This is a genomic window from Haloarchaeobius baliensis, from assembly GCF_052060055.1.
GTDB lineage: Archaea > Halobacteriota > Halobacteria > Halobacteriales > Natrialbaceae > Haloarchaeobius > Haloarchaeobius baliensis.
On record NZ_JBPPFR010000003.1, the window covers coordinates 623,096 to 647,422 of the forward strand.

Annotated in this window: 27 protein-coding genes; 13 read left to right on the top strand and 14 right to left on the bottom strand. The window is 66.4% G+C overall.

The window, feature by feature from the left end; all coding sequences use genetic code 11:
• The first annotated feature begins 26 nt into the window (after nucleotides 1–26).
• The 3 genes from ACSG06_RS19825 to ACSG06_RS19835 all read left to right on the top strand — a co-directional run bounded on the left by ACSG06_RS19825 (nucleotide 27) and on the right by ACSG06_RS19835 (nucleotide 4,288).
• Nucleotides 27–1,388, top strand: coding sequence for an NAD-dependent succinate-semialdehyde dehydrogenase (locus ACSG06_RS19825; protein WP_440992028.1), 1,362 nt, complete (start codon nucleotides 27–29; stop codon nucleotides 1,386–1,388).
• Between the two features lie 180 nt (nucleotides 1,389–1,568).
• Nucleotides 1,569–3,257 carry a thiamine pyrophosphate-binding protein gene (locus ACSG06_RS19830; RefSeq protein WP_440992029.1) on the top strand — a complete coding sequence of 563 codons (1,689 nt, stop codon included), beginning with the start codon at nucleotides 1,569–1,571 and terminating at the stop codon, nucleotides 3,255–3,257.
• A 56-nt stretch (nucleotides 3,258–3,313) separates the two neighbouring features.
• Complete coding sequence (locus tag ACSG06_RS19835) at nucleotides 3,314–4,288, top strand: NAD-dependent epimerase/dehydratase family protein (RefSeq protein WP_440992030.1); 975 nt, start codon at nucleotides 3,314–3,316, stop codon at nucleotides 4,286–4,288.
• Nucleotides 4,289–4,474: 186 nt separating this feature from the next.
• Here ACSG06_RS19835 and ACSG06_RS19840 read toward each other — a convergent pair whose 3' ends face one another.
• From ACSG06_RS19840 to budC, 7 genes are all read right to left on the bottom strand, one after another.
• Complete coding sequence (locus ACSG06_RS19840) at nucleotides 4,475–5,092, bottom strand: HD domain-containing protein (protein WP_440992031.1); 618 nt, start codon at nucleotides 5,090–5,092, stop codon at nucleotides 4,475–4,477.
• Complete coding sequence (locus ACSG06_RS19845; RefSeq protein WP_440992032.1) at nucleotides 5,076–5,810, bottom strand: EthD domain-containing protein; 735 nt, start codon at nucleotides 5,808–5,810, stop codon at nucleotides 5,076–5,078. Before ACSG06_RS19845 ends, ACSG06_RS19840 begins: the two co-directional genes overlap by 17 nt.
• Nucleotides 5,811–5,919: 109 nt before the next feature.
• Entirely contained in the window at nucleotides 5,920–6,702 is a 783-nt protein-coding gene (locus tag ACSG06_RS19850) for an IclR family transcriptional regulator (RefSeq protein ID WP_440992033.1), read from the bottom strand.
• 1,115 nt (nucleotides 6,703–7,817) lie between these two features.
• Nucleotides 7,818–7,976, bottom strand: coding sequence for a hypothetical protein (locus ACSG06_RS19855; protein WP_440992034.1), 159 nt, complete (start codon nucleotides 7,974–7,976; stop codon nucleotides 7,818–7,820).
• Between the two features lie 114 nt (nucleotides 7,977–8,090).
• Nucleotides 8,091–8,255, bottom strand: coding sequence for a hypothetical protein (locus ACSG06_RS19860; RefSeq protein ID WP_440992035.1), 165 nt, complete (start codon nucleotides 8,253–8,255; stop codon nucleotides 8,091–8,093).
• 72 nt (nucleotides 8,256–8,327) lie between these two features.
• On the bottom strand, nucleotides 8,328–8,531 hold the full coding sequence (locus ACSG06_RS19865; protein WP_440992036.1) for a DUF5786 family protein: 204 nt from the start codon (nucleotides 8,529–8,531) through the stop codon (nucleotides 8,328–8,330).
• Between the two features lie 169 nt (nucleotides 8,532–8,700).
• The gene (gene budC, locus ACSG06_RS19870; RefSeq protein WP_440992037.1) at nucleotides 8,701–9,429 is read right to left on the bottom strand and encodes a meso-2,3-butanediol dehydrogenase; all 729 of its coding nucleotides are present in this window, start codon (nucleotides 9,427–9,429) and stop codon (nucleotides 8,701–8,703) included.
• Nucleotides 9,430–9,755: 326 nt separating this feature from the next.
• On the opposite strand from budC, the gene ACSG06_RS19875 reads away from it, so the two are divergent.
• On the top strand, nucleotides 9,756–10,346 hold the full coding sequence (locus tag ACSG06_RS19875) for a plastocyanin/azurin family copper-binding protein (protein ID WP_440992038.1): 591 nt from the start codon (nucleotides 9,756–9,758) through the stop codon (nucleotides 10,344–10,346).
• Nucleotides 10,347–10,404: 58 nt separating this feature from the next.
• Here the strand turns inward: ACSG06_RS19875 and ACSG06_RS19880 are convergent, their stop codons facing one another.
• The 4 genes from ACSG06_RS19880 to ACSG06_RS19895 form a co-directional block, all read right to left on the bottom strand.
• Complete coding sequence (locus ACSG06_RS19880; protein WP_440992039.1) at nucleotides 10,405–10,608, bottom strand: hypothetical protein; 204 nt, start codon at nucleotides 10,606–10,608, stop codon at nucleotides 10,405–10,407.
• Nucleotides 10,609–10,734: 126 nt separating this feature from the next.
• Nucleotides 10,735–12,381 (bottom strand): class III poly(R)-hydroxyalkanoic acid synthase subunit PhaC, encoded by a 1,647-nt coding sequence (phaC, locus tag ACSG06_RS19885; RefSeq protein ID WP_440992040.1) that lies wholly within the window; start codon nucleotides 12,379–12,381, stop codon nucleotides 10,735–10,737.
• Between the two features lie 91 nt (nucleotides 12,382–12,472).
• Nucleotides 12,473–12,892, bottom strand: coding sequence for a universal stress protein (locus ACSG06_RS19890; protein WP_440992041.1), 420 nt, complete (start codon nucleotides 12,890–12,892; stop codon nucleotides 12,473–12,475).
• A 73-nt stretch (nucleotides 12,893–12,965) separates the two neighbouring features.
• The gene (locus ACSG06_RS19895) at nucleotides 12,966–13,361 is read right to left on the bottom strand and encodes a VanZ family protein (RefSeq protein WP_440992042.1); all 396 of its coding nucleotides are present in this window, start codon (nucleotides 13,359–13,361) and stop codon (nucleotides 12,966–12,968) included.
• Between the two features lie 95 nt (nucleotides 13,362–13,456).
• Here ACSG06_RS19895 and ACSG06_RS19900 point away from each other — a divergent pair, with 95 nt between their 5' ends.
• A complete protein-coding gene (locus tag ACSG06_RS19900) occupies nucleotides 13,457–13,996 on the top strand; it encodes a CDP-2,3-bis-(O-geranylgeranyl)-sn-glycerol synthase (protein ID WP_440992043.1) in 540 nt (179 codons plus the stop codon).
• Nucleotides 13,997–14,027: 31 nt separating this feature from the next.
• Here the strand turns inward: ACSG06_RS19900 and ACSG06_RS19905 are convergent, their stop codons facing one another.
• A complete protein-coding gene (locus ACSG06_RS19905; RefSeq protein WP_440992044.1) occupies nucleotides 14,028–14,447 on the bottom strand; it encodes a VanZ family protein in 420 nt (139 codons plus the stop codon).
• A gap of 637 nt (nucleotides 14,448–15,084) precedes the next feature.
• Between ACSG06_RS19905 and ACSG06_RS19910 the strand changes: the two genes are divergently transcribed.
• The 3 genes from ACSG06_RS19910 to ACSG06_RS19920 all read left to right on the top strand — a co-directional run bounded on the left by ACSG06_RS19910 (nucleotide 15,085) and on the right by ACSG06_RS19920 (nucleotide 17,343).
• A complete protein-coding gene (locus ACSG06_RS19910) occupies nucleotides 15,085–16,305 on the top strand; it encodes a CBS domain-containing protein (protein ID WP_440992045.1) in 1,221 nt (406 codons plus the stop codon).
• A gap of 99 nt (nucleotides 16,306–16,404) precedes the next feature.
• Nucleotides 16,405–16,869, top strand: a complete 465-nt coding sequence (locus tag ACSG06_RS19915; protein WP_440992046.1) for a DUF7992 family protein — start codon at nucleotides 16,405–16,407, stop codon at nucleotides 16,867–16,869.
• Between the two features lie 81 nt (nucleotides 16,870–16,950).
• On the top strand, nucleotides 16,951–17,343 hold the full coding sequence (locus ACSG06_RS19920) for a CBS domain-containing protein (protein WP_440992047.1): 393 nt from the start codon (nucleotides 16,951–16,953) through the stop codon (nucleotides 17,341–17,343).
• A gap of 90 nt (nucleotides 17,344–17,433) precedes the next feature.
• Here the strand turns inward: ACSG06_RS19920 and ACSG06_RS19925 are convergent, their stop codons facing one another.
• Nucleotides 17,434–17,748, bottom strand: coding sequence for a hypothetical protein (locus ACSG06_RS19925; protein WP_440992048.1), 315 nt, complete (start codon nucleotides 17,746–17,748; stop codon nucleotides 17,434–17,436).
• 277 nt (nucleotides 17,749–18,025) lie between these two features.
• On the opposite strand from ACSG06_RS19925, the gene rdfA reads away from it, so the two are divergent.
• The 3 genes from rdfA (at nucleotide 18,026) to ACSG06_RS19940 (ending at nucleotide 21,589) form a co-directional block, all read left to right on the top strand.
• Complete coding sequence (gene rdfA / locus ACSG06_RS19930) at nucleotides 18,026–18,625, top strand: rod-determining factor RdfA (RefSeq protein WP_440992049.1); 600 nt, start codon at nucleotides 18,026–18,028, stop codon at nucleotides 18,623–18,625.
• Between the two features lie 52 nt (nucleotides 18,626–18,677).
• Nucleotides 18,678–20,621 carry an archaea-specific SMC-related protein gene (locus ACSG06_RS19935; protein ID WP_440992050.1) on the top strand — a complete coding sequence of 648 codons (1,944 nt, stop codon included), beginning with the start codon at nucleotides 18,678–18,680 and terminating at the stop codon, nucleotides 20,619–20,621.
• Between the two features lie 533 nt (nucleotides 20,622–21,154).
• Entirely contained in the window at nucleotides 21,155–21,589 is a 435-nt protein-coding gene (locus ACSG06_RS19940) for a universal stress protein (RefSeq protein WP_440992051.1), read from the top strand.
• A 62-nt stretch (nucleotides 21,590–21,651) separates the two neighbouring features.
• Here the strand turns inward: ACSG06_RS19940 and ACSG06_RS19945 are convergent, their stop codons facing one another.
• Complete coding sequence (locus ACSG06_RS19945; protein ID WP_440992052.1) at nucleotides 21,652–22,377, bottom strand: TVP38/TMEM64 family protein; 726 nt, start codon at nucleotides 22,375–22,377, stop codon at nucleotides 21,652–21,654.
• Nucleotides 22,378–22,538: 161 nt separating this feature from the next.
• Here ACSG06_RS19945 and ACSG06_RS19950 point away from each other — a divergent pair, with 161 nt between their 5' ends.
• Together ACSG06_RS19950 and ACSG06_RS19955 are read left to right on the top strand one after the other, a co-directional pair.
• Nucleotides 22,539–22,757, top strand: coding sequence for a DUF3311 domain-containing protein (locus tag ACSG06_RS19950; protein ID WP_440992053.1), 219 nt, complete (start codon nucleotides 22,539–22,541; stop codon nucleotides 22,755–22,757).
• Complete coding sequence (locus ACSG06_RS19955) at nucleotides 22,758–24,287, top strand: sodium:solute symporter family protein (protein WP_440992054.1); 1,530 nt, start codon at nucleotides 22,758–22,760, stop codon at nucleotides 24,285–24,287.
• Nucleotides 24,288–24,327: the final 40 nt, after the last annotated feature.

A 24,327-nucleotide genomic window follows, 5' to 3' on the forward strand; every position in this document is an offset into this window, starting at 1 on the left:
CTGGTGGTCCCCGGAACTCGTCGGACATGCAGAGCCAGAACCCGGCGACAGAGCGACCCGTCCGCGAGTACGACTCGGACTCGGACGACGACATCGACCACGCCCTCGAACGGGCGACCACGGCGTACGACGACTGGCGTGCCCGCCCCATCGAGGAGCGACAGATGCTGCTCGCCGACGTCGCGACCGTCCTCCGCGAGAACGTCGAGCAGTACGCCCAGCTCATCACGACCGAGATGGGCAAGCCGATCACCGAATCCCGGAGCGAGGTCGAGAAGTGCGCCTGGGTCTGCGAGTACTACGCCGAACACGCCGGGGCGCACCTCGCCGACGACCGGCTCGCGACGGTCCCCGAGGCGAACACGAAGGTCGTCTACGAGCCGCTCGGCGCCGTCCTCGCCGTGATGCCGTGGAACTACCCCTTCTGGCAGGTGTTCCGGTTCGCCGCGCCGACCCTCACCGCCGGTAACGTCGGTCTACTCAAGCACGCGTCGAACGTCCCCGGGTGTGCCCTCGCCATCGAGGAGATCTTCGAGGCAGCAGGCTATCCGGAGGGCGTGTTCACGACGCTGCTGGTCGGCTCCGGGGACGTCGAACGGGTCCTCGCCGACGACCGGGTCCAGGCCGCCACGCTCACCGGCAGCGAGTACGCCGGCCGCAAGGTTGCCGAGACCGCCGGCTACCACCTCAAGAAGACCGTCCTCGAACTCGGTGGGAGCGGCCCGTTCCTCGTCCTCGACGACGCCGACCTCGACGCCGCCGTCGAGACGGCCGTGACCGCCCGCTTCATGAACACCGGCCAGTCCTGCATCGCGGCCAAGCGCTTCGTCGTCGTCGACGAGGTGTACGACGAGTTCGTCGACCGGTTCACGAGCGCCGTCGCCGAGCTCACCGTCGGGGACCCGTCGGCCGACGAGACGGACATCGGCCCGCTCGCGAAGGCCAAATTCGTCGACGAACTCCACGAACAGGTCGAAGGGAGCGTCGAGTCGGGTGCGTCGCTCGAGCTGGGGGGCGAACCGCTCGACCGGCCTGGCCACTACTACGCGCCAACCGTCCTCACCGACGTGCCCCGGAGTGCGCCAGCGGCGTGCGAGGAGACGTTCGGCCCCGTCGCGACCGTCTTCCGGGTCGACGACGAGGCCGATGCCGTCGAACTCGCGAACGACTCCCGGTTCGGTCTCGGAGCCAGCGTCTGGACGCAGGACCGCGACCGTGGCGAACGCGTCGGTCGCCAGCTCGAGACGGGCGCCGTCTTCGTCAACGAGCTCGTCAAGTCCGACCCCCGCGTCCCGTTCGGCGGCATCAAGGCCTCCGGCTACGGGCGCGAGCTCTCGAAGCAGGGCATCCGCGAGTTCGTCAACCGGAAGACGCTCTGGGTCCAGTAGGTCACGACTCCGCGTGCTACCACGTGTCGCCCACCGATAGAACCAAGGCGGAGGCACCGGAAGCCGCAGTCACTGCCGAACATCCGGACGAGCCGGTCGACAGTCCGCGGTCCGCCCAGCGGCGCGGGCGTGCCGGAGCCTCGAGCGGCTTCCCCGGGTGTCCGGGCGGAGCCCATCGACATGACGACAGTAAGCCACCAGATCGTGCAGACGCTGGAAGACCTCGACGTAGAGTACCTCTTCGGCTACCCCGGCGGCCGAGCTATCGAACTGCTCGAAGCCCTCATCGACTCGGACATCGACGTGGTCCGCCCTCGCGACGAACGCGAGGCGAGCGTGATGGCCGAGTTCTACGGCCGCTACCACCAGGAGCCCGGTGTCTTCACCGGTCAGGGTCCGTGGGTCGGGAGTATCGGCGCCATCGGACAGATGGAGGCGACGCTCGGCTCCTCGCCGATGGTCGCCATCACGGAGGCCAGCGAGCGCGGCGACTACTCCACGCTCGCGCCGTACCAGCAGGCCCGCGGCGACTACGGCGGGTTCTCGCTCCCGAAGATCCTCGACGGCATCACCAAGGAGTGGTGGTTCCCCCGGACGCCGAACGAGACGCTGCGGAGCCTGCAGCTCTCGTTCAAGCACGCGACCGCCGGTCGACCCGGTCCGACGGCGGTCATCCTCGACGGCGACGCCGTCACCAGCGAGGTCCCCGAGGACGACGTCCCGCCGGTCTGGTCGCCGGAGCGCCAGACCCGGAACTGGCAGTCCGCACCGACCGATACCGACGTGCGGGCGGCGGCCGACGCCCTCTCGAACGCGGACCGCCCCGTCATCGTCGCGGGCAACGGGGTCCACGCCTCGCAGTGTTACGACGAACTCGAGGCGGTGGCCGAGGCGTACGACGCCGTGGTCGTCACCTCGTACCTCGGGAAGTCGACGATTCCGGAGACGCACGAGCGCGCCGCCGGGGTCATCGGGTCCTTCGGTCACGAGGGTGCGAACCAGGTGGTGAGCGAGGCGGACACGCTGCTGGTCGTGGGCTGTCGGATGAACCCGATGGACACCAACTGGCAGGCGGCCTCGTTCATCCGGCCCGACGAGCAGACTATCATCCACGCGGACATCGACACGCGCAACGCCGGCTGGGTGTACCCGGCGGACGTGGGGCTCATCGGTGACGCCGGCAAGAGTCTGGCGTCGCTCGCGGTCGCCTCCGGCGGCGGCACGGGCTGGGCGCTCGACCGCGCGGCAGAGGCCCGGGAGGACTTCTCGGTGCCCGAGTGCGACTCCGACGCGACCCCGATCATGCCACAGCGCGCGGTCGCCGCCATCGACCGCATCGTCGACGAGGACACCATCGTCACCGCGGACTCGGGGAACAACCGGTTCTGGCTGCTCAACTACCTCCAGACCCCTGCCGTCCGGACGTACTTCGGCAGCGGCGGCGTCGGTGGCATGGGCTGGGCCGGCCCGGCCGGCGTCTCGGCGGCCATCACGACCGACAAGGACGTGGTCTCGGTGGCCGGCGACGGCGGCTTCACGATGACCATGACCTGTGTCGAGACCGCCGTCGAGTACGGCGTCGCGCCGACGTTCGTCGTGCTCAACGACACGAGCCTCGGGATGGTCCGCCAGATGGACGACCAGATTCCGGGCGTCGAGTTCCACGACACCGACTTCACCACCGTCGTCTCCGGCTTCGGTGCCGACGCGATGCGGGTCGACGACCCCGCGGACCTGGACGACCGGCTCGCCGAGGCGAAGGCGAACGACGTCCCGACGGTCGTCGACGTGCGCATCGACCGCGAGCCCGACATGGTCGAGAGCCTCCAGTCGTCGTTCTACGCCGAGGTCGGCGGCCTGCACGAGTAGCCGGCGCCCCGACGGCAGCGCAACGCTTTTTGCGACCTCGTGTGTCGGTCGAAGGGATGGCAGCAAGCAACACCGTCCTAGTCACTGGTGGCACCGGTTTCATCGGGTCGTACGTCGCGAAGGACCTGGTCGACCACGGGCACGACGTCGTGGCCTACGACCTGTCGACGGACCCGCGCATCCTGGAGAAGCTCGGCATCGCCGACGACGTGGCGATCCGCCGGGGCGACGTGAGCGACCCGACGGACGTGGTGAACGCGGTCGCCGAGACGGACACGACCCACATCGTGCATCTGGCGGCGCTGTTGACGAACACGGCGGAGTCGAACCCGCGGGCGGCGATGCAGGTGAACATCGAGGGGACGAACAACATCTTCGAGGCCGCGCGCACCCTCGACGACCAGGTCGAGCGCGTCGCCTGGGCGTCCTCCGCCGCAGTGTACGCGCCGCCGCACAACTACGACGACGGTGGGGACTGGTGGGTCACCGAGGACGACCTCGTCTACCCGGATACGCTCTATGGAGCGACGAAGGAGTACAACGAGCACCAGGCTCGCGTCTACAACGAGGAGTTCGACGTGGACCACGTCGCCATCCGGCCGACCGTGGCGTACGGCCCGTACCGCGAGACTGGCGGGTCGGCGTTCCTGGCGAACATCATCGAGAAGCCCGCGGTCGGGGAGTCCTTCAGCGTCGAGTACGGCGACCAGGAGATCGACTGGCAGCACGTCGAGGACATCGCGCAGGCGTTCCGTCTCGCCGCCTTCACGCCCGAGGACGACCTCAGCCAGCGCGTCTACAACGTCCGCGGCGAACTCGCGTCCATCCGTGAGGCCGCGGAGACGGTCGAGCGCATCATGCCCGACGCCGACATCGAGGTCAGTGACGAGGGCGAGCTGCCGTGGACCCAGCGGCTGGACATGACGGCGTTCCAGGAGGATACGGGCTACGAGGTGCAGTACGACCTCGAATCCGGCTTCCGGAAGTACATCGACGTGCTCCGCGAGGAGGCAGGCCTCGAACCGCTGTAGCCGAGTTCCTCCGCGAGCTCGTCCGTACGAAAACGTGAGGAAGGTGGGTCCGTAGGCACGGAACTGGTTGAAAGGGACCCGTCAACCAGTCACCTTCCTCGGAACAGGGTTCGGCCGTTTCTGACTTATCGTTAACCGTGGCGGAAAACGAGCGAGAGAGCCCAGCGGCGGGCCCCGACGCCGGTCTCAGTTCTGAGTCTGGCTGTACTTGTCGACCCACTCCTTGAGGGTGATGCCCATGGCGGACTGGGTGATGGCGTTCGAGGACGCCGAGTTCGCGCTCTTGACCAGCTCTGCCTCCATCGTCCGGGTGGGGACCTCGCCGAGGAAGTGGGGGATTGCCCGCTGGACGGCGAGGGGTGCCCCGACCTCGTGGGCGAGGGCGTAGCCGGAGATGGAGTGGGGGATCTCCTCGCTGGCGTAGTGCTCGCGGTCGGGCTCGTCGAGGATCTCGGCGTCGACGAAGTCGACGTACTCGTAGCACTTGCCGACGTCGTGGAGCAGGCACGCCGCCACGATGACGTCCAGGTCGGGGTCGGCGCCGTGGAACTCGCGCTGTATCTCGGCGGACTCGATGGCGATCTTCGTGACGCCGCGGACGTGCTCGACGTTGGTGACCTCGTGGATGTTCCAGGCGTAGGGGATGTCGGCGATGTCCTGCCAGCCGCCGCGTTCGAGCCCGAGAGTCCACGCTTCGACGACCTGCTCGCGGAGGCCGTCGTCCTCGATGCGCTGCAGTTCCGGGTAGGCCTCCCGGACCTGGGTCTCGTAGTCCGGTCCGTCGACGTCAGTATCCGTCGACATCGTCGATCTCGTTCTTCCAGAGCTTCTCCTGACCGATGAACCGGGGGCGGTCCTCGACGGCAAGGAAGTTGTTCACGTCCTCGCGGGCCTTCGCGGCGACCTCTCGCGTGGGGTCGTAGTCGCGACTGCCTTCACTGCCGAGTGCCTCGTAGAGGTCGTCGAGGTCCTCGAAGTAGAGCTCGGCGACGCCGTCGAACTCTGCGTTCTCGGGGTCGGTGGGATAGACGGTCTGGTAGCGGACGACGCCCTCGATGTCCTTGGCGAGGGGGGAGTGGTTGTTCTCCCAGTAGTCGCGGAACTCCTCGTGGCTCATCCCGTCCTTGCGGACGAGGAACGCGCTGTGCTTGTAGAGACCCTCGGTATCGCCGTCGACCTCGTCCTTCCAGACCTTCTCCTCGCCGATGAAGCGGGGGCGGCGCTCGACGTCGAGGAAGTTGTTCACGTCCTCGCGGGCCTTCGCGGCGACCTCACGCGTGGGGTCGTAGTCGCGGCTACCTTCGCTGCCGAGTGCCTCGTGCAGGTCGTCGAGCGTCTCGAAGTAGAGCTCGGCGAGGCCGTCGAACTCGGCGTGCTCCGGCTCGGTGGGATAGACGGTCTGGTAGCGGACGACGCCCTCGATGTCCTTCGCCAGCGGCGAGTGGTTGTTCTCCCAGTAGTCGCGGAACTCCTCGTGGCTCATCCCGTCCTTGCGGACGAGCAGCGCTACGTGCTTGAACATGCGACTGAGGAATCACGGGATATGCACATAAAACATGGCATCTCGGTGGCCAGCACCGCCGACAGCTGCCAGCGACGGGCCGTGTCGGGGGTACGGGAGCGCGCTCGGTTCAGGCGTCCGTGCCGTAGCGGAGACTGATGTGGATCTCGTCGATGGCGGCGAGCAACGTGTCCGGGAGCTCCTCGGTGAGGAACGAACCCTTGACCCGGTGTGCGGGACCGGAGATGCTGATGGCGCCGACGGGGTAGCCGTCCTCGTCGCGGATGGGTGCCCCGATGGCGTTGAGACCGGTCACCGACTCGCCCTTGTTGAACGCGTAGCCCCGGTCGCGGATCGCCGCCAGCTCCTCGCGCAGCTCTGGCTCGGTGGTGATGGTGCTGTCAGTCTGCTCCTCGAGTCCGCGACGCTCGAGGATCTCGTCGAGCTCGTCGTCGGGGAGGAACGCCAGTATCGACTTCCCGGCGGCGAGCTGGTGGAGGTTGCGCCGCTGTCCGACCTGGGCCGAGGTCTCCAGCGGGTTGTCGCCGTGTGCCTTGTAGAGGTGGGCGCTGTGGTCGTCCTCCTTGGCGACGAGCCAGACCTTCTCGCCGGTGGTCTCGGCGAGTCGGTCGACGTGGTGGCGTCCGACCTCGAAGAAATCGACGTACTCACGCGCCCGACGGCCGAAGTCCAGGAGCCTGAGCCCGAGCGAGAACCGGCCGTCGTCGTCGCGGACGACGAGGTCGTTGGCCTCGAGTGTGAGGAGGTGCCGGTGGATGGTGCTGCGGGCGATGTCGAACTCCGCTGTCAGGTCGGCCAGCGATTGTCCGGGGTTCGCCTTCAGGGACTCGAGGATGTGGATGGAGTATTCCGTCGTCTTCACCGGGCGATTGACGGAATCGGTGGGAGTCATGCTCCGGCGTACGGAACGGGACAAGTTAATTCTTGGGCGTCAATCCGAGTAGCTGGGACGGAATGGCTCTCGGAGGATCTGGGCGCGAGGACCACGTCGTCATCCCATCGTCGCCAGGATGGCAAGGTCGAGTGTCTACAGTCGCTTCCGGGCAGGGAGGAGCACTCGCCGACGATGCCCTGTCGACTCGACTCCCCCTCGGCGTCGAGCACCTTCGCGACGAGCTCGACGATGGGCGGGCACTGTTCCAGGACCGACACCGACGGCTGGTCCCAGATAGTCGGCTCTTCGGGGGCTTGGCGTGCCATCGCTGCGTCCGTCGCATAGTGACGACGATGGTGAAGAACGGGCTGGTCTGACTACCCGTCCATGTCGGTCCGATGCCTGGGTCGGGTGTGGGTATGGGTGTGGGCTCGGGCACGTGTGTGGCGACAGGGATGGTCGGCGGCGTCGCTGTTCGAGGTCGTCGAACGGTGGGTGGTCAAGCCCGGATTACCGGCCCCAAATCCATCCGAGTCATTTGGATTTTCGTGGACGACCGACGACCGGACTCCTGCGAATATTCCCTGGAGAGTGCTCGAGGAGGACGTGGACAGTGGCCGACCCCGGGCCGTTGGGTACGGGATAGCACCCGGAACCACCGGCCCTGCTGGCACGTGCCTGTGTGGGTGTCGAACCCACCAGCCGTCGACGGGGAATCGAACGGTCTCTGCGGAGACAAAAATCCGAACTACTTGGAAACTCTTATTGTTACAAACATACACTTGTAACGGGCTATCGTCGACGGTGCTGATGGTGCCTGAAGGCGGTGGTGTCCGAAGCCACTGCATACTGCGACCGAACCGGTCGCGGCAGTGATGCACAGCCAGCGACGGACCAGGGCACGACGACCGCCACCGCTCGCGCTGCTCCCTGCGACCAGAAGGCGTTCAGGCGCTGACTACAGCCGGTAACGGGCGACTACGACCGTCCGGACCCGGCACGGTATCCCCTGACGGCAGCGTACGTGTCGAGAGCGGCCGACACAAGCGACGGCCAGCCCGTCGGGCCCGCGTTTCGGCCGGCGGAGACAGGTGCCTGGTCGCGTCCTCGTTCCACGGCCACTGCCCCATGTCTCACCGTTCGAACCGGAGGTCCCGACTGGGGTCCTCGGCGACGACCCACCAGTGGACGTCCGCCTTGGGATGGCGACGCTCGACGTGGTCACTGAGGTTGTCGGGGGTTTCGAAGTCTTTGCCACAGAGGTTACACCGGTTATGGCGCTTCGTCACCATAACACACAGTTCGGGACACGCACTATTGAGTTGTGGGTTGTCCCCGATCGGTCCGATTTCAACAGAGCCGCAGTCTCCCCGTGAATCACCACCGATCACCGGTCGAGGATGGTCTCAGTCGTAGAGTTCATCGACGTCGTCGAGCGGCAGCTCGAGGGCAGTCTCGACGACCGCCTGAGCGCGAGTCGAGATTCGCAGTGCCCGACTGCAGGTGGGACAGGGGACGACGATATCGATCGCCAGGGAGTCGCCCTCCTCTGAGAGCTCCAGAACGGACATCCTGGCGTGAGAGGTACACTGCTTCCAACTCGTGTTCGTGGTCCCGCGAGTAGTCGTACACCATCACTGGTACTACTTCGGACTCACAGGAGAACGTTTTGATGCCTCGGATTTCATCTCTCTCAGCCGAGCGAGGAGGTCGTCGACCGACTCATCGCCGATGTACTCGATGCGACCCTCGAAGACCGTGCGCTGGTCGTCGGAGTCGGTGTTCACCGAACTGATCTGCTTCTCGCGGCGCTCGTACTCCTGCTCGTCAAACTTTCCCATCGACATGGTAGAATCCTCGATTGCTACTAGTTAGCATCCCACATATAAACGGTTGTCGGCTGAAGAGAGTGGGTCGAGCGTCGGAGCCAGGAGCCGAGATGGTCGACCGACTCGACGGTACCGGGAAGCGATCCGATGCGATGCCCACCGATTTCTCGGAGTGGTGGGAGAGCAGCTAGAATGCGGTCCAGCCCCCGTCCACGGGGATGTTCGCACCCGTGATGTACGACGCGCCGTCGGAGGCGAGGAATGCGGCCAACGGTGCGATCTCCTCCGGGTCGGCGGCCCTGTTCATCGGAGTGTGGGCCCTGATGAACTCGTAGAACCGCTCCTCGTGGAGCAGGTCGTCGGTCATCGGCGTCCTGACGAACCCCGGGCAGATTCCGTTGACACGGACGCCGTCCTCGGCGAAGTCGACGGCGAGTTGCTGCGTGAAGTTCACGACGCCGCCCTTCGCGGCCGAGTAGGCCGCCGCCCCCTTCCCCCCGCGGAGGCCGTAGATGGACTCGATGTTGACGATGCAGCCTCCGGTGCGCAGGAGATGGGGCAACGCGGCCTTCGACCCGTGCATGACGCCGTCGAGGTTGGTCGAGACGACGTTCTCCCACTCGTCGAGGCTCATCTGGTCGAGGCTCGTCTCGCTCCCGATGCCGGCGTTGTTGACCATGATGTCCAGGCGGTCGTGGTCGTCGACGACCGCCTCGACGAGTGCCTCGACCTGGTCGAACGCCCGGACGTCGCACTGCCGGAACTCGCACCCGAGCTCCTCGGCGGTGGCCGTCCCCGCCGATTCGGTCCGACCACAGATGACGACCGTCGCCCCCTGCTCGACGTACTCGGCCGCGATTGCCCTCCCGATACCTGTGGCACCGCCGGTGACGATGGCTACCTTCCCTGACAGCATGGCGCTAGATTCATCCTGTGGCATCATAACTCTGCCAGACGAGCCACTTCGATGCAGCAGGAACCTGTCCCGCTCGGCCGTGGGACCGGTCGTCTGGTGGGCCGCTAGCTCCGAACGCCGGACCGGTGAGATGAACTGGGACGGGCTGGACGAGCGATGGCGCAGCGTCGGTGCGGCCGGTCGAGCGCCGGATCCACCGCTGTAGGCGGTGGGAACCCGGATCGAGTGCGGAGCTGTCGTCCAGCTGGACTGAACAACTTTCTGGGTTTTCACGATGCTGTTTTGGGGTTCGCTGACGAATCTTTAGAGACGGTATGTCAACCCGAATGAGCCGGCGAGACCTCCTGACGACAGCGGCAGCTGCGAGTGCGCTAGCCAGTGCGACTGGGACGGCGGCGGCACAGGAAGGCGAGCGGCACACCATCGAGATGACCGACTCGCTGGTGTTCGACCCTGACGAGATCACGATCGCACCGGGGGACACCGTCGCCTGGGTGAACGTCGGCAACGTCGGGCACTCGGTCACGGCCTACGAGGACGACATCCCGGCGGACGCGGCGTACTTCGCGTCGGGCGGGTTCGACTCGGAAGGGGCCGCCCGGAACGCGTACTCGGCCGGCAGTACCGCGAGCGGGGACATCCCCGGCGGCGAGTCGTTCCGGCACACGTTCGACGTCGAGGGCGACTACGAGTACTTCTGCATCCCACACGAGGGCGTGGGGATGGTCGCAAGCATCTCCGTGACACCGGGCGGTGGGCAGGCAGATGGTGAGGGACCGACGGTCCCCGTCCTTCCCGATGCGGCGTGGAACCTCGTCGTTGCAGCGACCACCGCCTTACTCGCCGTCATCGCGCTCGCGTACGTCTTCCTGAAGTATGGCGGCGATTACGGGCTGGAGGACGAGAGTGGCAGATGACCGCTCCGCCGGCCAGCGTCTCGTGAGAACCTGACGACGGAGGGTTCACGGAACGGCGTCACCGCATCCGGTCGAGTGCGACGAAGGAGTCCCCCGTGGCCGCGATCCACTCGGACTCGATGCAGTGCTGGCTCCGCGGGATGGGCGATATCGAGCAGACCGTCACGTCGTTGGTCCGTTCGGTGACGGTCGCCACGAACGGCTCCTCGTCCGCTGACCGGGGCCGCTCACGTCTGTCGTGCTCTGTGGGGGTGGAGCCCATCTGTCTCACCTCGTGTTCGACGGTTTCCGTCTCCCTCTAGAGGTTTGCCAAGAGTTGACATAGTCGTTCTGGGAACCGAAGGATGGCTGTCATTTCGGGACCGGCACCCCTACAGTGGCCCTCGTCCTAGCCCCCGTGTTCCACGTCGCCGACCAGGGTTCGGGCTCGTTCGACCCAGTTCCTCGCCAGCTGCTTCCCGGTCTCTGCGGCCGCCGCGACGTCCGCTGGGTCGGCGACCGCGAGTTGGGCGACCGATTCGATCCCCGCATCCCGGAGCCGTCCGGCGTACGTGTTGCCGATCCCCTCGAGCTCCTCGAGGTCGTAGGCCGCCGCGACGTCCGTCCGCGCGATAGATTCCTCGACCTCGGTTCGGATCGCCTCGCCGACGTTCCCGATGGTCGTCGTCACGACGCCATCGTCCGTCTCGACCGCGACGGCGATGCCCGCAGGGCCACTGTCCAGTCGGATCTGGACGTCGAGTGCGTCCTCGAGGAAGGACTTGAGGGCAGCGGCGTCGCGTTCGACGACGGCGCGAGCGATCTCACCACGGTCGTCCCCGAGTCCGACCGCCATCTCGTCGACGTCGCCCACCGTGACGTCCGTCTCCACGTCGACGCCGAGTGCCTCCTCGACCCCTTCGCCGAACACGTCGGCGAGCGTCGGGCGGTCCGACTGTTCGAGGAACCACTCCGCGACCTCGGGCCAGAGGTCCCGGTGGGCACGGTTCGACATCGCGAGCCCGACGTGACCACTGGGGTACGATATCGTGGTCACGTCGTCGGAGCCGACGACGTCGTTGAACGGGATGCTCGCCGTCGGTGGGACCAGGTGGTCGCGCTGGCCGACGATCTGGAGCAACGGCACGTCGATAGCAGTGACGTCGACGTGCCGGCCATCCACGGTCAGTTCGTTCCGACAGAGGCGGTTCCGCTGGTAGATCTCCTCGACGAACTCGGCGTAGACGGTCCCGGCCAGGTCGACACTGTCGGATAGCCACCGCTCCATCCTGGCGAAGTTCCTGACGAAGTCCTCGTTCTCCAGCCGGTCGGCCAGGCCGACGTACTTCGTGAGGTTGTTCGCGACCGGGTCCATCACGTCGAAGCCGACGGTCAGGAACTCGCCGGGGACGTTCCCGTACGCGTCCACGAGGGCCCACGGGTCGAAGTGGTCCTCGTCGCCCCACTGTTCGAGGATGCCGCCCGTGTCTTCGAAGCACAGCCCGGTCGCGAGGAGCCCGAGGGCGTTGACCTTCTCGGGCCACAGCGCCGTGTAGATCACCGACAGGGTGCCGCCCATGCAGTAGCCGAGGACGTTGACCGCGTCCCGACCGCTGCGCTCTCGGAGCACGTCCACGCAGTTGTCGATGTAGCGGCAGACGTAGTCAGCCAGCCCGAGCCGACGGTCCAGTGGCGACGGTTCGTGCCAGTCGATGAGGTAGACGTCGTGACCGGCCTCGAGGAACCGCCTGACGATGGACCGGTCGGGCTGGAGGTCGAGGATGTACGGCCGGTTGATGAGCGCGTAGACGACGAGTATCGGCACCCTGCTCTGGTGTGCCGTCAGCGGTTCGTAGTGCAGCAGTTCGAGCTTGTTCTCCGTGTAGACGACCTCGGCCGGGGTCTGGCCGACCTCGACGTCGACGGTGTCCGCGAGGCGGTCCGGGAGCAGCGAGGTCCTCCGGGCCGCGTCGGTCGCGACGTCGCTGGCGCGCCGCTGTACCGTCAGCGCGAGGTCGGCGGGGCTCGTGGGTTCTCGTCGGTCGTCTGTCGTCATCGTGGTGTCTCGTCCCGTTCGGTGGTCTGCACCGTGAGTGGCCGCCGGTTCGGTCTGTCGCCGCCCGAACTACCGCCGACTCTCTGTCCTGTCACCCCTCGGCCTCGACGACGCGGACCTCCCGGTCGGACGTCTCGAGGACCTTCCGGCCGACCCCCGAGAAGTGCTCCTCGTGGTCGCCGTGTTCCCCGACGAGGATGATGTCGGCGTCGATGTCGGCGGCGTACTCGTTGATGACCTCGTGGGGGATGCCGTGCCTGGTGTCGCCCTCGACCCGGACCTTTCGCTGCTGGGCCATCTCGGCCACCTCGTTGACGCAGACGGCCGCGTGGTCGTCCGCGTAGATGGTGGCGAGTTCGGCGGAGCTGAGTGCCGGGTCGTCGAACCGGCGCCTGTCGACGACACAGAGGACGTGCAGGTCGGCATCCCGCTCCACAGCCAGTTCGATGGCCTGTTCGGCCGCGTGTCGGGCGTACTCGCTCCCATCGGTGGCTAACAGGATACTGCTCATGGTGGGTACAGGTTCGACGGCCTCCGGATTAACTGTTTGTCCTCGGTTCGTCTCGGCCGGGACGCCGACCGGGCTATCCCCCCGAGTCTGCTCGCCGTCCACGACGGAACAGCCCCCAGGCGAGGACACCGGCGAGTGAGCCGACGAGCCCGGCGGTCACGTCACCGCGTTCGAACTGCCTCCCCGGAACCGCCTCCTGGAGCAGTTCGGTGCTGACGCCGAAGACGGTCGAGATCACGACCGCGGCGAGGGCCGGACGGTGCGACGGTCCGTCGTCCTCGAGTGTTGCGGCGAGTGCTGCTGCGAGCCCGAGGTGACCCAGCAGGTGGAGGGCCTTGTCGGGGCCGTATGGTCCGAAATCGGGGTTGAATCTGTTGGGAAGGGGGAGCAGCGACCCAACGAGCAGCAGGAGGGCACTGGCCGTGACGAACATCCATCGCAGGCACCCACCGGCCGCTCGACGTGACATGCACCGTTCTACGGTGTCGGCACGTTTGAGTCCACGGGCAGGGGCAGCCGACAGCAGCTAGTCTGAAGGAAGCTGCGGTCGTTGGTACGGATACCGTGGCACCGGACATCCCGACGGTCGTGCTCACAGGGGTCTGGGTGATGCTCCCGGCGTACGTCCCGAACAGCGTCGCCGTCGTCGTCGGTGGTGGCCCACCCATCGACGGCGGTCGGCTGTGGCACGGCACCCGACTCCTCGGCGATGGGAAGACGTGGCGGGGGTTCCTCGGTGGGACCGTGGCCGGCGCCGGGGTCGCGGTCGGCCTGAACGTGCTCCGACCGTCCGTCTCGGCGGCGCTGCCGTCCTTCCCTGTGTCGGTCGTCATCGCGCTCCCGCTGGGGGCGATGCTCGGGGACGCCGCTGGCTCGTTCGTCAAGCGACGCACTGGTCGCGAACGCGGTGCCCGCTTCCCACTCGTCGACCAGTTCAGCTTCGTCTGCGGTGCCCTCCTCCTCTCGGTCCTGTTGGCCCCATCGTGGACTTTCGAGACGTTCACACCGCCGGTCCTGCTCGTGGCGCTCGCCCTCACGCCGCTGCTCCACCGTGGGACGAACGGGCTCGCCTACTACCTCGGGTTGAAGGACGTCCCGTGGTGAGTGCCGCGGGACACGACTGCGTCCACAACCCTCAGCTCGATAGCGGCTCCGACCGTCCCTCGTCGCCGACTGGTTCCGCTCCCGATGCGTCCCGGGTGTACCAGCCCCAGGCCGCGACTGCCGCACCGAGGAGACCGGCGACGACGTCCGCTGCTTCGAACGCCCGCCCGGAGACGTGGCGCTGGAGCCGACCCGCAACGAGACTGTGGAGGGTCGACACGCAGACCGCGAGGATGGCTGCCTCCCGCTCGCTCCACCGGTTCGCTCCGAACGCCTCGGCGAGTGCCACCGCGTAGCCCGCGTGACCGACTAGATGCAGGAGCTTGTCGGGGCCGACCCACCGCCATTCGGGGTGTCGGTCGAACGGCGAAGGGACGACGGACGCCAGGAGGAGGAGGACGGTCGCGGCGGCGGCGACACCACACCGGCGGTCCGGACTCCGTGTTCCCATACCTCTGCTACGTCGCCGAGCCCCTTGATTCTGGGCCTGCCACCCGGTCGAGTCGAGACGCCACCCGGCGCTGCCTGCGCTCCCCAGCGGATCCCCGGGCGACGGTCGGTTGCACTCCCCCGGGACTGTGGGGCAGGACTATCACGCTGGCACACGACCTGTACACCGAGGCTCGGTGTCACCTCGAGCCAGATCCACGATGCGAACCCTGCGCGCTCCCCAGACCCAACCCTGCTATCGATGCCGTGGTCGTGCCGCGGTCGTCGTCGCCCGCGGGCACCGCCACTGGTACAGCTGCTGGGAACACGCACCGGCGCTGCTGGAGCACGGTGGCGTCATCGTGGGCGGCGAGCTCGCCTCAGGACCGCGGCGATAGAGAGTCGGTTGCTGCGGGCGGCCCGAGCCATATTCGACACGACTCCCGTCTGTTGGCGGTCGCGGATGTCTCCGGAATACCACACTTTGCCACATCGTTATTTGGTCGTACGACGTACCATCCGGACGGACAACCCCTGCAGCAACCGGCGGACCGGGCGCAGCGTGGCGTCAGTCGCTGGTGCTGCCAGTGGAGTGCCGTCCACCGGTGATTCGCTGCCCGGCAGTGGGAAACCGCGACACGAACCCGAGGGTCACACCCATGGATATCACGGACATCGTCTCGACGGAGTACCGGGAGTTCTCACACGACGAGCCCGTCTCGAAGCTCGTGGGCGCGTTCGACGACTCCAGCGTCAAGGGCGTCCTCGTCCACAACGACGGTGAGTTCAAAGGTGTCGTCACCAGACGACAGCTCGCCGCATCGCATCGCCCGCCGGACGAGAAGGTCGGTTCGCTCGTCTGGCACGTGCCCAGACTCGCCCCGAACGAGGACGTCAGGACGGCCGCCCAGCTGATGCTCGACAGCGACTCGAAGCTGCTCCCCGTGTTCGAGGGGGACGACATCGTCGGTGTCGTCACGGTCGACGACCTGCTCCAGGCGGTCCTGCCCCATCTCGATGCGGCCACCGTCGAGCAGGTGTACAGCTCCGACCTCGTCGTCGTCGGTCCAGAGACGACGTTCGGCGAGGCACTCAACACCCTTCGCGAGAACCGGTTCACGCACCTCCCGGTCGTCGAGGACAGGGACGTCGTCGGCATCCTCAGTCTCCACGACCTGACCGAGCTCACGACCAGGGAGATGCGGCAGAGCAAGGGCGGCGACGCGCCGGGGTTCGACGGCCACGGGGGCGCCGGGTCGAGTGGCGGCTACCGTTCACACGGCGGTTTCGGCGCACGGGAGGGCGAACGGGCCCGGATGCTCGACCTGCCCGTCCGCGACCTGATGATCGCACCGGTCAGGACGGTCCGCCCCTCTCAGACCCTCGAGGACGCGGTGGCCACGATGTTCGACGTCGGTGGCTCGTCGCTGGTCGTCGTCTCGGACACCGACGACCCGCTCGGCATCGTCACGAAGACCGACGTCCTCCGGTCGCTCACGTGGGAGGCCGAGGGGAACCGGGCGGTCCAGATACTCGGGGCCTCGCTCCTCGACGACATCTCCTACGACGAGGTGGTGTCGATGATCGACAAGTTCGACTCGATGGACCGCGAGTTGAACGTCATCGACGCGAAGATCCACCTCCACGAGCACGACGAGACGCACCGGGGGACCCCGCTCCTGCTCGCGCGGATCCGTCTCTACACCGACCGTGGGCTGGTGATGGGTTCCGGCGAGGGCTACGGCGCCAGCCATGCTATCCACGAGGCACGCGACGTCCTCGAACGCCGGATCCGCGACGACAAGACCTACCAGCAGACGAAGAAACACCCGGACGCGGAGTACTGGGAGAAGCGCTTCGGTTGGTGGCTCGAGGAGTGACCGGCGGACGACCAGAAGCGATGTGAAGGCTGGGCACGGAGCCAGCGGTTCTGGCGACCGAGACGGGTGTTTATCTGGCCCACCGACGAACTGTCCCACATGGGACTCTCCGTGGAGACACCGACGCCACCCGACCTCACGAACCGACCGCTCCCGAGCGACATCGACCCCGATGACGTCGACGAACGGGTGGGCGACCTCCGGAGCGCTGAGCTGGAGCAGCACCTGCTCGACGGGGCCTGGAACGAGGCGTTCGAGGAGTGGGCCGAGTACACGGACCTGAGCGAACCGGAGTACCGGGGGCTCGAGGATGCGGGGCTCTTCGAACTCCTGGACTTCTACTGGCACCCCGGGTCCGACGAACTACGGTTCGAGGTCCCGAGCGTCGAGGCGGGGCGCACCCGGTCCGAGGCGTTCGATTCACGCATGCGAGGAGAACTCATCGACCTCGCCCAGACAGTGGTCGAACTGCTCGAGGCGGAGTACGTCGACTGGGGTGCGGATGGCACCAGAGAGGACATCTGGACCGAGGAGAGCTTCGACGAGGACACCGAACCGGAGTAGCGACGGGTTGTCTCCGCGCTCACACGGACGGAGCAGTGTATCGCGCGAACTACTTAGTGTCGCGACGCCGAACCCGGCGATATGGTGGAGCTCTACGTCGACCAGATACTGTCCCGTCCCGTCGAGACCGTCACCCCGTCGACCGAGGTCCGTACCGTCGCGGACACACTGATCAGACACGACGTGGGATCGGTGGTCGTCGTCGACGACGCCGACCGGCTCGAAGGACTGGTGACGTCGACGGACATCGTGCTGCTCGTCAGGGCCGGGACGGATACGGCCGACGTACCCGTCTCCGAGTTCATGCGGACCGACGTCGTCACGACGAGACGGAGCGCACCAGCGAGCGAGGTCGTCGACGCGATGCTCGAACACCGGATCCATCACGTCCCGGTCGTCGACGGCGACGAGGTCGTCGGGATGGTCTCGACGATGGACCTCGCTGCCGTGCTGGCGCGCCAGCTCGAACCGTGAACGCGTCTCACCTGCAGCCCCGCGGACCCGGGTTTCATCCCCGCCCTGAAGGGCGAGGCTTCCGCCTCGAATTTCCGTAACGTCGACTGGTCACGCCGTTTCGAGCCGCTGGAGCTCGTACCGGTACCGCCGTGCCCCCTCCGTGACGACGAGGCGTTCCGCGTCCGGGGACTGCTCTATGCTGTCGAAGTGGTCGCCGAGGGAACCGGGGTTGAGCGATTGCGCGGTGTCCGCCACGCCGAAGTGGAGGACCGCGGCTTCGTGGCGGATGTCGTCGAGCTTCCGCGCGTCGAGGGCGAGCAGTGCGCCGCTCTGTCGGAGCTCTACGTCCCCGGTGAGCTCCCAGCGGTCGCCGTTGAACCGGACTGTCCGTCCCCGGAGGTCGTCCCAGTGGGTCTCGACCATAGCTCCACTTCTTCGTGCTCCCGCATCGGTGTTTCGACCCGGTAGTGACGAGCCCACGTCTTGGCACCTCCGCTCGAGAGCCGGTGCCGTCGGTCGGTAGCAACTGTCTACCGCGTCGCACCATTCGGTCGCCACATCGTCTGCACGATGGCAGGCAGCCCCTACCTCGGCGGGGCGCGCCTGTACGACCTTCCGGCCTCCGGATAGACGAACACGTACCGATGGTCAGTCCGGCGGGCCCGTTACAATTATACGACTGTAACACGACCGGGCAGCTATGGACGGACACGAGGACTGTGGCTGCAAGGTCGGGCGCGTCAGTGCCGCCTACGACCGCGGCGACGTCGACGACTGGCTGCCCGCGGCGTGGGAGGACGGCACGAGCGTCCGCAGTCTGACGAGGCGGTTCAACGAGGAGCTCGTCGAGGCGGCGCTGACCGCCGTCGACGGGAGCCGGCTCGAGTGGAGTCGCACCCCCGTCTACGAGGCACTGCACACCGACGAGCTCCCCGAATCCGAGGCGATACAGATACGGCGCGAACTCGAACGGGCAGGTGTCGACGTCGATGGACTCGCCGACGACCTCGTCTCCCACCAGACGGTGTATCGACACCTCACGAACTGCCTGGCGGCATCAGGTCCTGCGGAGAAGACACCCGAGGAACGGAGAGAACAGGCCAGAGACCGCATCTACGCGCTCCAGCAACGGACGTCACTCGTGACGGAGTCGACGCTCGACTCCCTGCAGAACGCGGGCGTCACCGACCTCGGCGATCCGGACGTGCTGGTCGACGTCCGTATCGTCTGTCGCGACTGCGGCCGGTCGATGGACCTCGAACAGGTCCTGACCGACGGCTGCGGGTGCCCTTCGGAGTAGGGCCGGAGCGGTTGACGGCAAGAATTAAGAGCCGTCGGCGGTACGCGGACGTATGTCCAACTCCGAACCCGTGTCCGGAGGTCTCTCTCTACAGGTGGAGAACGTCGGAGGAATCTCCGAGACCTCGGTGCGGCTGTCCGAAGGGGTCACCGTGCTCGAGGGCCGGAACGCGACGAACCGAACGTCCTTCCTGCAGGCGCTGATGGCGGCGATGGGGAGCGACCAGTACACGCTCAAGGGAGACGCCGCGGCGGGTCGAGTGGCGCTCACGCTCGACGAGACGGTGGTCGAACGACGGTTCGAACGCCGCAACGGGACCGTCGCGGCCACCGGTTCCGGCTATCTGGACGGGACCGAGACGGCGGACCTGTTCGCGTTCCTGCTCGAGGAGAACGATGCCCGGCGCGCGGTCGCTCGGGGGGAGAACCTCCACGAACTCCTCATGCGTCCGATCGACACCGACGAGATAGAGGCGGAGATCGAGCTCCGTCGCGCCGAGAAGCGCGATATCGACGACCGGGTCTCGGCGATCGAGGACCGGGAGCCCGAGCTGGTCGAGCTCGAACGGCGCAAGCAGGAGCTCGAGGCATCCATCGAGGACCGTCGCGAACGGCTCGCCGAACTGGAGGACGAGATCGACCGGGCCGACGGCGACCTCTCGTCGGAACAGGAGTCCAGAGAGGGGGTCGAGGACCAGCTGGCGCAGCTGAAAGAACACCGGTCGCAGCTGGAGGATATCCGGTTCGAACTGGAGACCGTCCGCGAGACCATCGCCTCCCTGGAATCCGAGCGCGAGGAGACACGGGAGCGCCGTGCGGAGCTGTCTGACCGTCCCGATGCGGACCTCGAATCGCTCCGCGACGAGCTCGAGGGGCTCCGCGAGCGCGAACGTGCGGTGAACACGCAGATGAACGAGCTGCAGAGCATCGTGCAGTTCAACGAGGAGATGCTCGCAGGCACCGACAGCGAGATCGCCGCGGCGCTCGAAGGCGGCGACCACGAGCACGACGGCGGAGCCGTCACCGACCAGCTGCTCGACGAGGACGCCGTGACCTGCTGGACGTGTGGGACACAGGTCTCCCGTGGGTCCGTCGAGGAGACCCTCGACCGGTTACGGTCGTTCCGGCGGGAGAAACTCGCGGAACGCGAGTCGGTCCAGGACCGCATCGACGAGACGAAAGAGCGGGTGTCCGAGCTGGAGGCTGTCCAGGACGAACTCGCGTCACTCGCCGACCGCATCGCCGAGATCGACCGCGAGCTCGAGTCCAGACGAGACCGGGTCGACGAACTGGCCGAGCAGCGTGACTCCCTCCACGAGTCGGTCGAATCGCTCGAATCGGCGGTCGAGGAGGAGCAGTCGTCCGACTACGACGAGATACTGGGCCTCCACAAGCAGGCGAACAGGGTGGAGCTGCAGCTCGAACAGGAACAGGACGAGCTCGGCAGGGTCGAGGCGGAGATCGAGGAGATCGAATCCCTCCTCGACGACAGACTGGAGCTGGCGGCTCGCAGAGACGATATCACGGACGAGCTGGCGGAGCTCAGGAACCGGATCGACAGACTCGAGGAGAACGCCGTCGCGGCGTTCAACGACCACATGGCCGAGATCCTCGACATCCTCGAGTACGAGAACGTCGCCCGCGTCTGGATCGAACGGCAGGAACGGGAGACGAGACAGGGTAGAGAGACAGTGTTCGACCTCCACATCGTCCGGCAGTCCGAGTCCGGCGAGGCGTACGAGGGCACCGTCGAGACCCTCAGCGAGAGCGAACGGGAGGTCGTCGGCCTCGTCGTCGCGCTCGCGGGCTATCTGGTCCACGACCTCCACGAGACGGTGCCGGTGATGCTGCTGGACTCCCTGGAGGCCATCGACTCGAACCGCATCGCGAAGCTCGTCGACTACTTCGCCGAGTACCCGGACTATCTCGTCGTCGCGCTGCTCCCGGAGGACGCGAGCGCGGTCGACGACGGGGGGGAAACCGTCACAGAGATTTGAAGTCTGCCTGGATTTCGGGCTCGAGCACATTCGCAATCTGTCGGTGTCTCGGAAGTGGCTGATTCGAACGACAGCGAGACTCCAGAACTAATATTAATATTCTGCCAGTAATGCAATCGCATAGGTTCTTTGATTGGTATCGGCTGGTGGCTCTCACGAATGGCCGTGTCCTGTTTTTCAAAATACTATCGCAGTCTTCAATAAATTGGTGAAAAAACAGAGTTTTGCGGGAGAATTGGCTTTCAATCATTCTCACTGGCCAAGGTGTGACCAGCGGATCTGCAGTCAATGCGGGTAAGAAAATTATATGAAATCTCTAATGGATTATAATTGAGTTGGTATAATCGTGGTTCTCCGGGCGATTAGTCGCTGGGTTGGCGTCGGTGACATCGTGTTCGGTGTCGCACTGTGCCGGGGCTGGGATGGCCTCGGTTGACGGTCGGTCGTCTCGCCACGAGACGTTTCGCGCTACGTCCCCAACGGGTGGGAGAATCACGTAAACTATTGACGATGCACGGCCGAATGTAAACAAGATGTACGAGTCGATTCTCGTTCCGACAGACGGTAGCGAGGGAGCGATACAGGCGGCCGAGCGAGCGCTGGACATGGCCGAGCGACACGATGCGACGCTGCACGTGCTCTACGTGGTCGACGTCAGGATGAGCCCAATCGACAGCAAGATGGACCACGAGGAGGTCCTCAGGTTGCTCGAGGAGGTGAGCGGAAAGCCCACAACACCGGTCGTGGAACTCGCCGAGGACAGGGATATCTCGGTGACAGAGGCGATCCGCATCGGAGTGCCCCACGAGATCATCAGGGGATACGTCGACGAGAACGGAATCGACCTCGTGGTGATGGGAACACACGGACGGACCGGGCTCGAGCACGCACTCCTCGGCGGCACGACCGACAAGGTCGTCCGCACTTCGTCGGTCCCGGTTCTGACGGTTCCATTGTCCGAAGCGTAGTCGCCCCAACAGTCGGGTCGGGAGCAGGCTTGCGGGTGGTTCGTCGTAATCGTCTGGCGGGACTACTGGGCGTCGAACAAGTGCACCAGTCGGTCGCGATAGCGGTACCCGAGCAGCGTGAACAGCATGAGGAGGACGGCGACCCCGAACGCGGCCCCGAAGCGCTCGGCTTCCAGCAGCGTCCCGAAGACGTTGATGAGGAAGAATGCGGGCGCTCGGCCGATCAGGGCGATAGCCACCAGCTGCCAGAGTGGGACATCGGTGAGGCCACCGGCGAAGCAGATTACGTCGTCCGGCAGGCCAGGGATGAGAAACAGCAGGAACAGGGCCGGTATCGCGTAGTCCTCGCTGATGGAGTCGAACCGTGCGAGGGCCCCCTCGTGGACGATGTTCTCCACGTAGGAGCGGCCGAAGCGGCGCGCGAGCCAGAACGCGACCGTGCTCCCGATGACGATCCCGATCATGTTGTAGAGTGTCCCCCACCACGCACCGAAGAGATAGCCGGCGACGACTGCAAGCACCTGGCCCGGAATCGGTGCGAGGACGACCTGTAACGCCTGGAGGCCGATGAGTACGACCGGCGCCAGTATGCCGTAGCTGCGGATGAATCGTCGGAGTTCGCGTGTGTTCGTCAGGAACGCCAGGTTGCGCCGGATGAAGACCCAGGCGACGGCGGCCCCGACCGCGAGAAGGAGCAGATGGACGGCGAACCGTCTGCGACTCTCCCTCGATTCGAACACCTGGAGCTCGGAGAGCCCTGTCCGCATCCGGTCGAGACTCGAACGCATGATCTCTCTGTACTCCTCGTCTATAGTCTCAGGATACCAATACTTCTGTGTGGCGGTCGCGTCTTCGTCCCGACAGAACCAGGTCTCACGGACTCACACCCCGTCGAGAATCGCAGCAGGAACGTTTATTTACGCGCGGCCTGCCAACTCCACACTCACTGATGTCGGCACGCGCAACGCGGAACGGCTGGGTCTGGGGCGTGGTCGCCGTGCTGCTCGCGGCACTGGCGATCCCGTGGTTCCTCTGGCGTGACGGCACGGTCGTCGCGGGACTCCCGGTCTGGCTCTGGTGGCACATCGGATGGATGCTACTGGCGTCGGTCGTCTTCCGTCTCTTCGTCAGGCGGGCATGGGGCGTCGGTGTGGAGGAGGTATCGTAGATGTCGGAGACGACCCTCCAGCTCGGCATCGTCACCGGCTACCTGCTGGTCGCACTCGCCGTCGGCGTCCTCGCCTATCGGTTGACGGACCGGACGGCCGAGGACTACTACCTCGCGTCGCGGACCTTCGGCACCGTCGTCCTGCTCTTCACGACGTTCGCGACGCTGCTGTCGGCGTTCACCTTCTTCGGCGGCCCGAACCTCGCGTACTCCGCCGGCCCGGAGTGGATCCTCGTGATGGGGCTGATGGACGGCATCCTCTTCGCCATCCTCTGGTACCTGCTGGGGTACAAGCAGTGGCTCGTCGGGCAGAAGAACGACTACGTCACGCTCGGCGAGATGCTCGGCGACCGCTTCGGCTCGACGTGGCTCCGTGGCGGCGTCGCCGCCATCAGCATCTTCTGGCTGTTCCCGTACGTGATGCTCCAGCAGAAGGGTGCCGGCCAGGCGATCGTCGGGCTGACCGACGGGGCGGTGCCGTTCTGGGTCGGGGCGGGCGGCATCACCCTGTTCATGATACTGTACGTCGCCATCGCGGGGATGCGCGGGGTCGCGTGGACGGACACGCTCCAGGGGCTGTTCATGCTCGGTATCGTCTGGGTGGCCGTCGGGTGGGTCCTCTCGGCAGCGGGCGGGGCGTCGGCGGCGACGGACGCGGTCGCTACCTCCAACCCGGAGTTCCTGCAGCTCGGTGGCGGACTCTACACGCCCCAGTGGATGCTCTCGACGGCGATCAGCATCGCCTTCGGCGTGACGATGTTCCCGCAGATCAACCAGCGGTTCTTCGTCGCACGATCACAGCGTGTCCTCAAGCGGACGCTGTCGCTCTGGCCCGTGCTCGTCCTCCTGCTGTTCGTCCCGGCGTTCATGCTCGGGACATGGGCGGCGGGGCTGGGCGTCGAGGTTCCCGAGGGCGGCAACGTCGTTCCGGCAGTTCTCGAAGCGTACACCGAACCGTGGTTCACGGCCGTCGTCATCGCCGGTGCGATGGCCGCGATGATGTCGTCGAGCGATTCGATGCTGCTCTCCGGTGCGTCCTACCTCACCAGGGACCTCTACCGGCCACTGACCGGGCGTGCCGACGCGGTCGACGACGCGCTCGGTGGCGAGGCGACCGTCGCCCGGCTCGGCGTCGTCGTCTTCGCGTCGCTCTCGTTCGTCGCCAGCCTCTACGCCCCCGGGACACTGGTCCAGATCGGCGACACCGCGTTCAGCGGCTTCGCCCAGCTCGCGCTCCCCGTGATGGTGGCGCTCTACTGGGACGGCACGACGAAGTGGGGCATCTCCGCGGGTATCGGCGGCTCGCAGCTGTTCTACCTCGTGAGCACGTTCGACGTGCTGCGCCGACTGTTCGACCTCCTTGTCGGTCGTCCCGTCGTCGCGCTCCCGGCCGACTACGTCGGCTGGACGCCGGCCATCGTCGGCATGCTCCTGGGACTGGTCCTGACGGTTTCCGTCTCCATGTGGACGACCAGCGGTGTGGACGAGGACCCGTCGGTCTACGCCGTCTCCGGAGCGGAGGCCGACTGAACCGACTCCCGTCGTCTGCCCTCCCCCGTGCCGGTCGCGG

Excerpts from the sequence above, each read along its gene's own strand:
- ACSG06_RS19840 (WP_440992031.1), bottom strand. The coding sequence starts at position 5,092 with ATGTCGACGGATACTGACGTCGACGGACCGGACTACGAGACCCAGGTC.
- ACSG06_RS19850 (WP_440992033.1), bottom strand. The coding sequence starts at position 6,702 with ATGACTCCCACCGATTCCGTCAATCGCCCGGTGAAGACGACGGAATAC.
- ACSG06_RS19865 (WP_440992036.1), bottom strand. The coding sequence starts at position 8,531 with ATGTCGATGGGAAAGTTTGACGAGCAGGAGTACGAGCGCCGCGAGAAG.
- ACSG06_RS19835 (WP_440992030.1), top strand. The coding sequence starts at position 3,314 with ATGGCAGCAAGCAACACCGTCCTAGTCACTGGTGGCACCGGTTTCATC.
- budC (WP_440992037.1), bottom strand. The coding sequence starts at position 9,429 with ATGCTGTCAGGGAAGGTAGCCATCGTCACCGGCGGTGCCACAGGTATC.
- ACSG06_RS19935 (WP_440992050.1), top strand. The coding sequence starts at position 18,678 with ATGTCCAACTCCGAACCCGTGTCCGGAGGTCTCTCTCTACAGGTGGAG.
- ACSG06_RS19955 (WP_440992054.1), top strand. The coding sequence starts at position 22,758 with ATGTCGGAGACGACCCTCCAGCTCGGCATCGTCACCGGCTACCTGCTG.
- phaC (WP_440992040.1), bottom strand. The coding sequence starts at position 12,381 with ATGACGACAGACGACCGACGAGAACCCACGAGCCCCGCCGACCTCGCG.
- rdfA (WP_440992049.1), top strand. The coding sequence starts at position 18,026 with ATGGACGGACACGAGGACTGTGGCTGCAAGGTCGGGCGCGTCAGTGCC.
- ACSG06_RS19950 (WP_440992053.1), top strand. The coding sequence starts at position 22,539 with ATGTCGGCACGCGCAACGCGGAACGGCTGGGTCTGGGGCGTGGTCGCC.
- ACSG06_RS19825 (WP_440992028.1), top strand. The coding sequence starts at position 27 with ATGCAGAGCCAGAACCCGGCGACAGAGCGACCCGTCCGCGAGTACGAC.
- ACSG06_RS19880 (WP_440992039.1), bottom strand. The coding sequence starts at position 10,608 with ATGGGCTCCACCCCCACAGAGCACGACAGACGTGAGCGGCCCCGGTCA.
- ACSG06_RS19940 (WP_440992051.1), top strand. The coding sequence starts at position 21,155 with ATGTACGAGTCGATTCTCGTTCCGACAGACGGTAGCGAGGGAGCGATA.
- ACSG06_RS19905 (WP_440992044.1), bottom strand. The coding sequence starts at position 14,447 with ATGGGAACACGGAGTCCGGACCGCCGGTGTGGTGTCGCCGCCGCCGCG.
- ACSG06_RS19945 (WP_440992052.1), bottom strand. The coding sequence starts at position 22,377 with ATGCGTTCGAGTCTCGACCGGATGCGGACAGGGCTCTCCGAGCTCCAG.
- ACSG06_RS19925 (WP_440992048.1), bottom strand. The coding sequence starts at position 17,748 with ATGGTCGAGACCCACTGGGACGACCTCCGGGGACGGACAGTCCGGTTC.
- ACSG06_RS19890 (WP_440992041.1), bottom strand. The coding sequence starts at position 12,892 with ATGAGCAGTATCCTGTTAGCCACCGATGGGAGCGAGTACGCCCGACAC.
- ACSG06_RS19920 (WP_440992047.1), top strand. The coding sequence starts at position 16,951 with ATGGTGGAGCTCTACGTCGACCAGATACTGTCCCGTCCCGTCGAGACC.
- ACSG06_RS19845 (WP_440992032.1), bottom strand. The coding sequence starts at position 5,810 with ATGTTCAAGCACGTAGCGCTGCTCGTCCGCAAGGACGGGATGAGCCAC.
- ACSG06_RS19875 (WP_440992038.1), top strand. The coding sequence starts at position 9,756 with ATGAGCCGGCGAGACCTCCTGACGACAGCGGCAGCTGCGAGTGCGCTA.
- ACSG06_RS19910 (WP_440992045.1), top strand. The coding sequence starts at position 15,085 with ATGGATATCACGGACATCGTCTCGACGGAGTACCGGGAGTTCTCACAC.
- ACSG06_RS19855 (WP_440992034.1), bottom strand. The coding sequence starts at position 7,976 with ATGGTGACGAAGCGCCATAACCGGTGTAACCTCTGTGGCAAAGACTTC.
- ACSG06_RS19895 (WP_440992042.1), bottom strand. The coding sequence starts at position 13,361 with ATGTCACGTCGAGCGGCCGGTGGGTGCCTGCGATGGATGTTCGTCACG.
- ACSG06_RS19915 (WP_440992046.1), top strand. The coding sequence starts at position 16,405 with ATGGGACTCTCCGTGGAGACACCGACGCCACCCGACCTCACGAACCGA.
- ACSG06_RS19830 (WP_440992029.1), top strand. The coding sequence starts at position 1,569 with ATGACGACAGTAAGCCACCAGATCGTGCAGACGCTGGAAGACCTCGAC.
- ACSG06_RS19860 (WP_440992035.1), bottom strand. The coding sequence starts at position 8,255 with ATGTCCGTTCTGGAGCTCTCAGAGGAGGGCGACTCCCTGGCGATCGAT.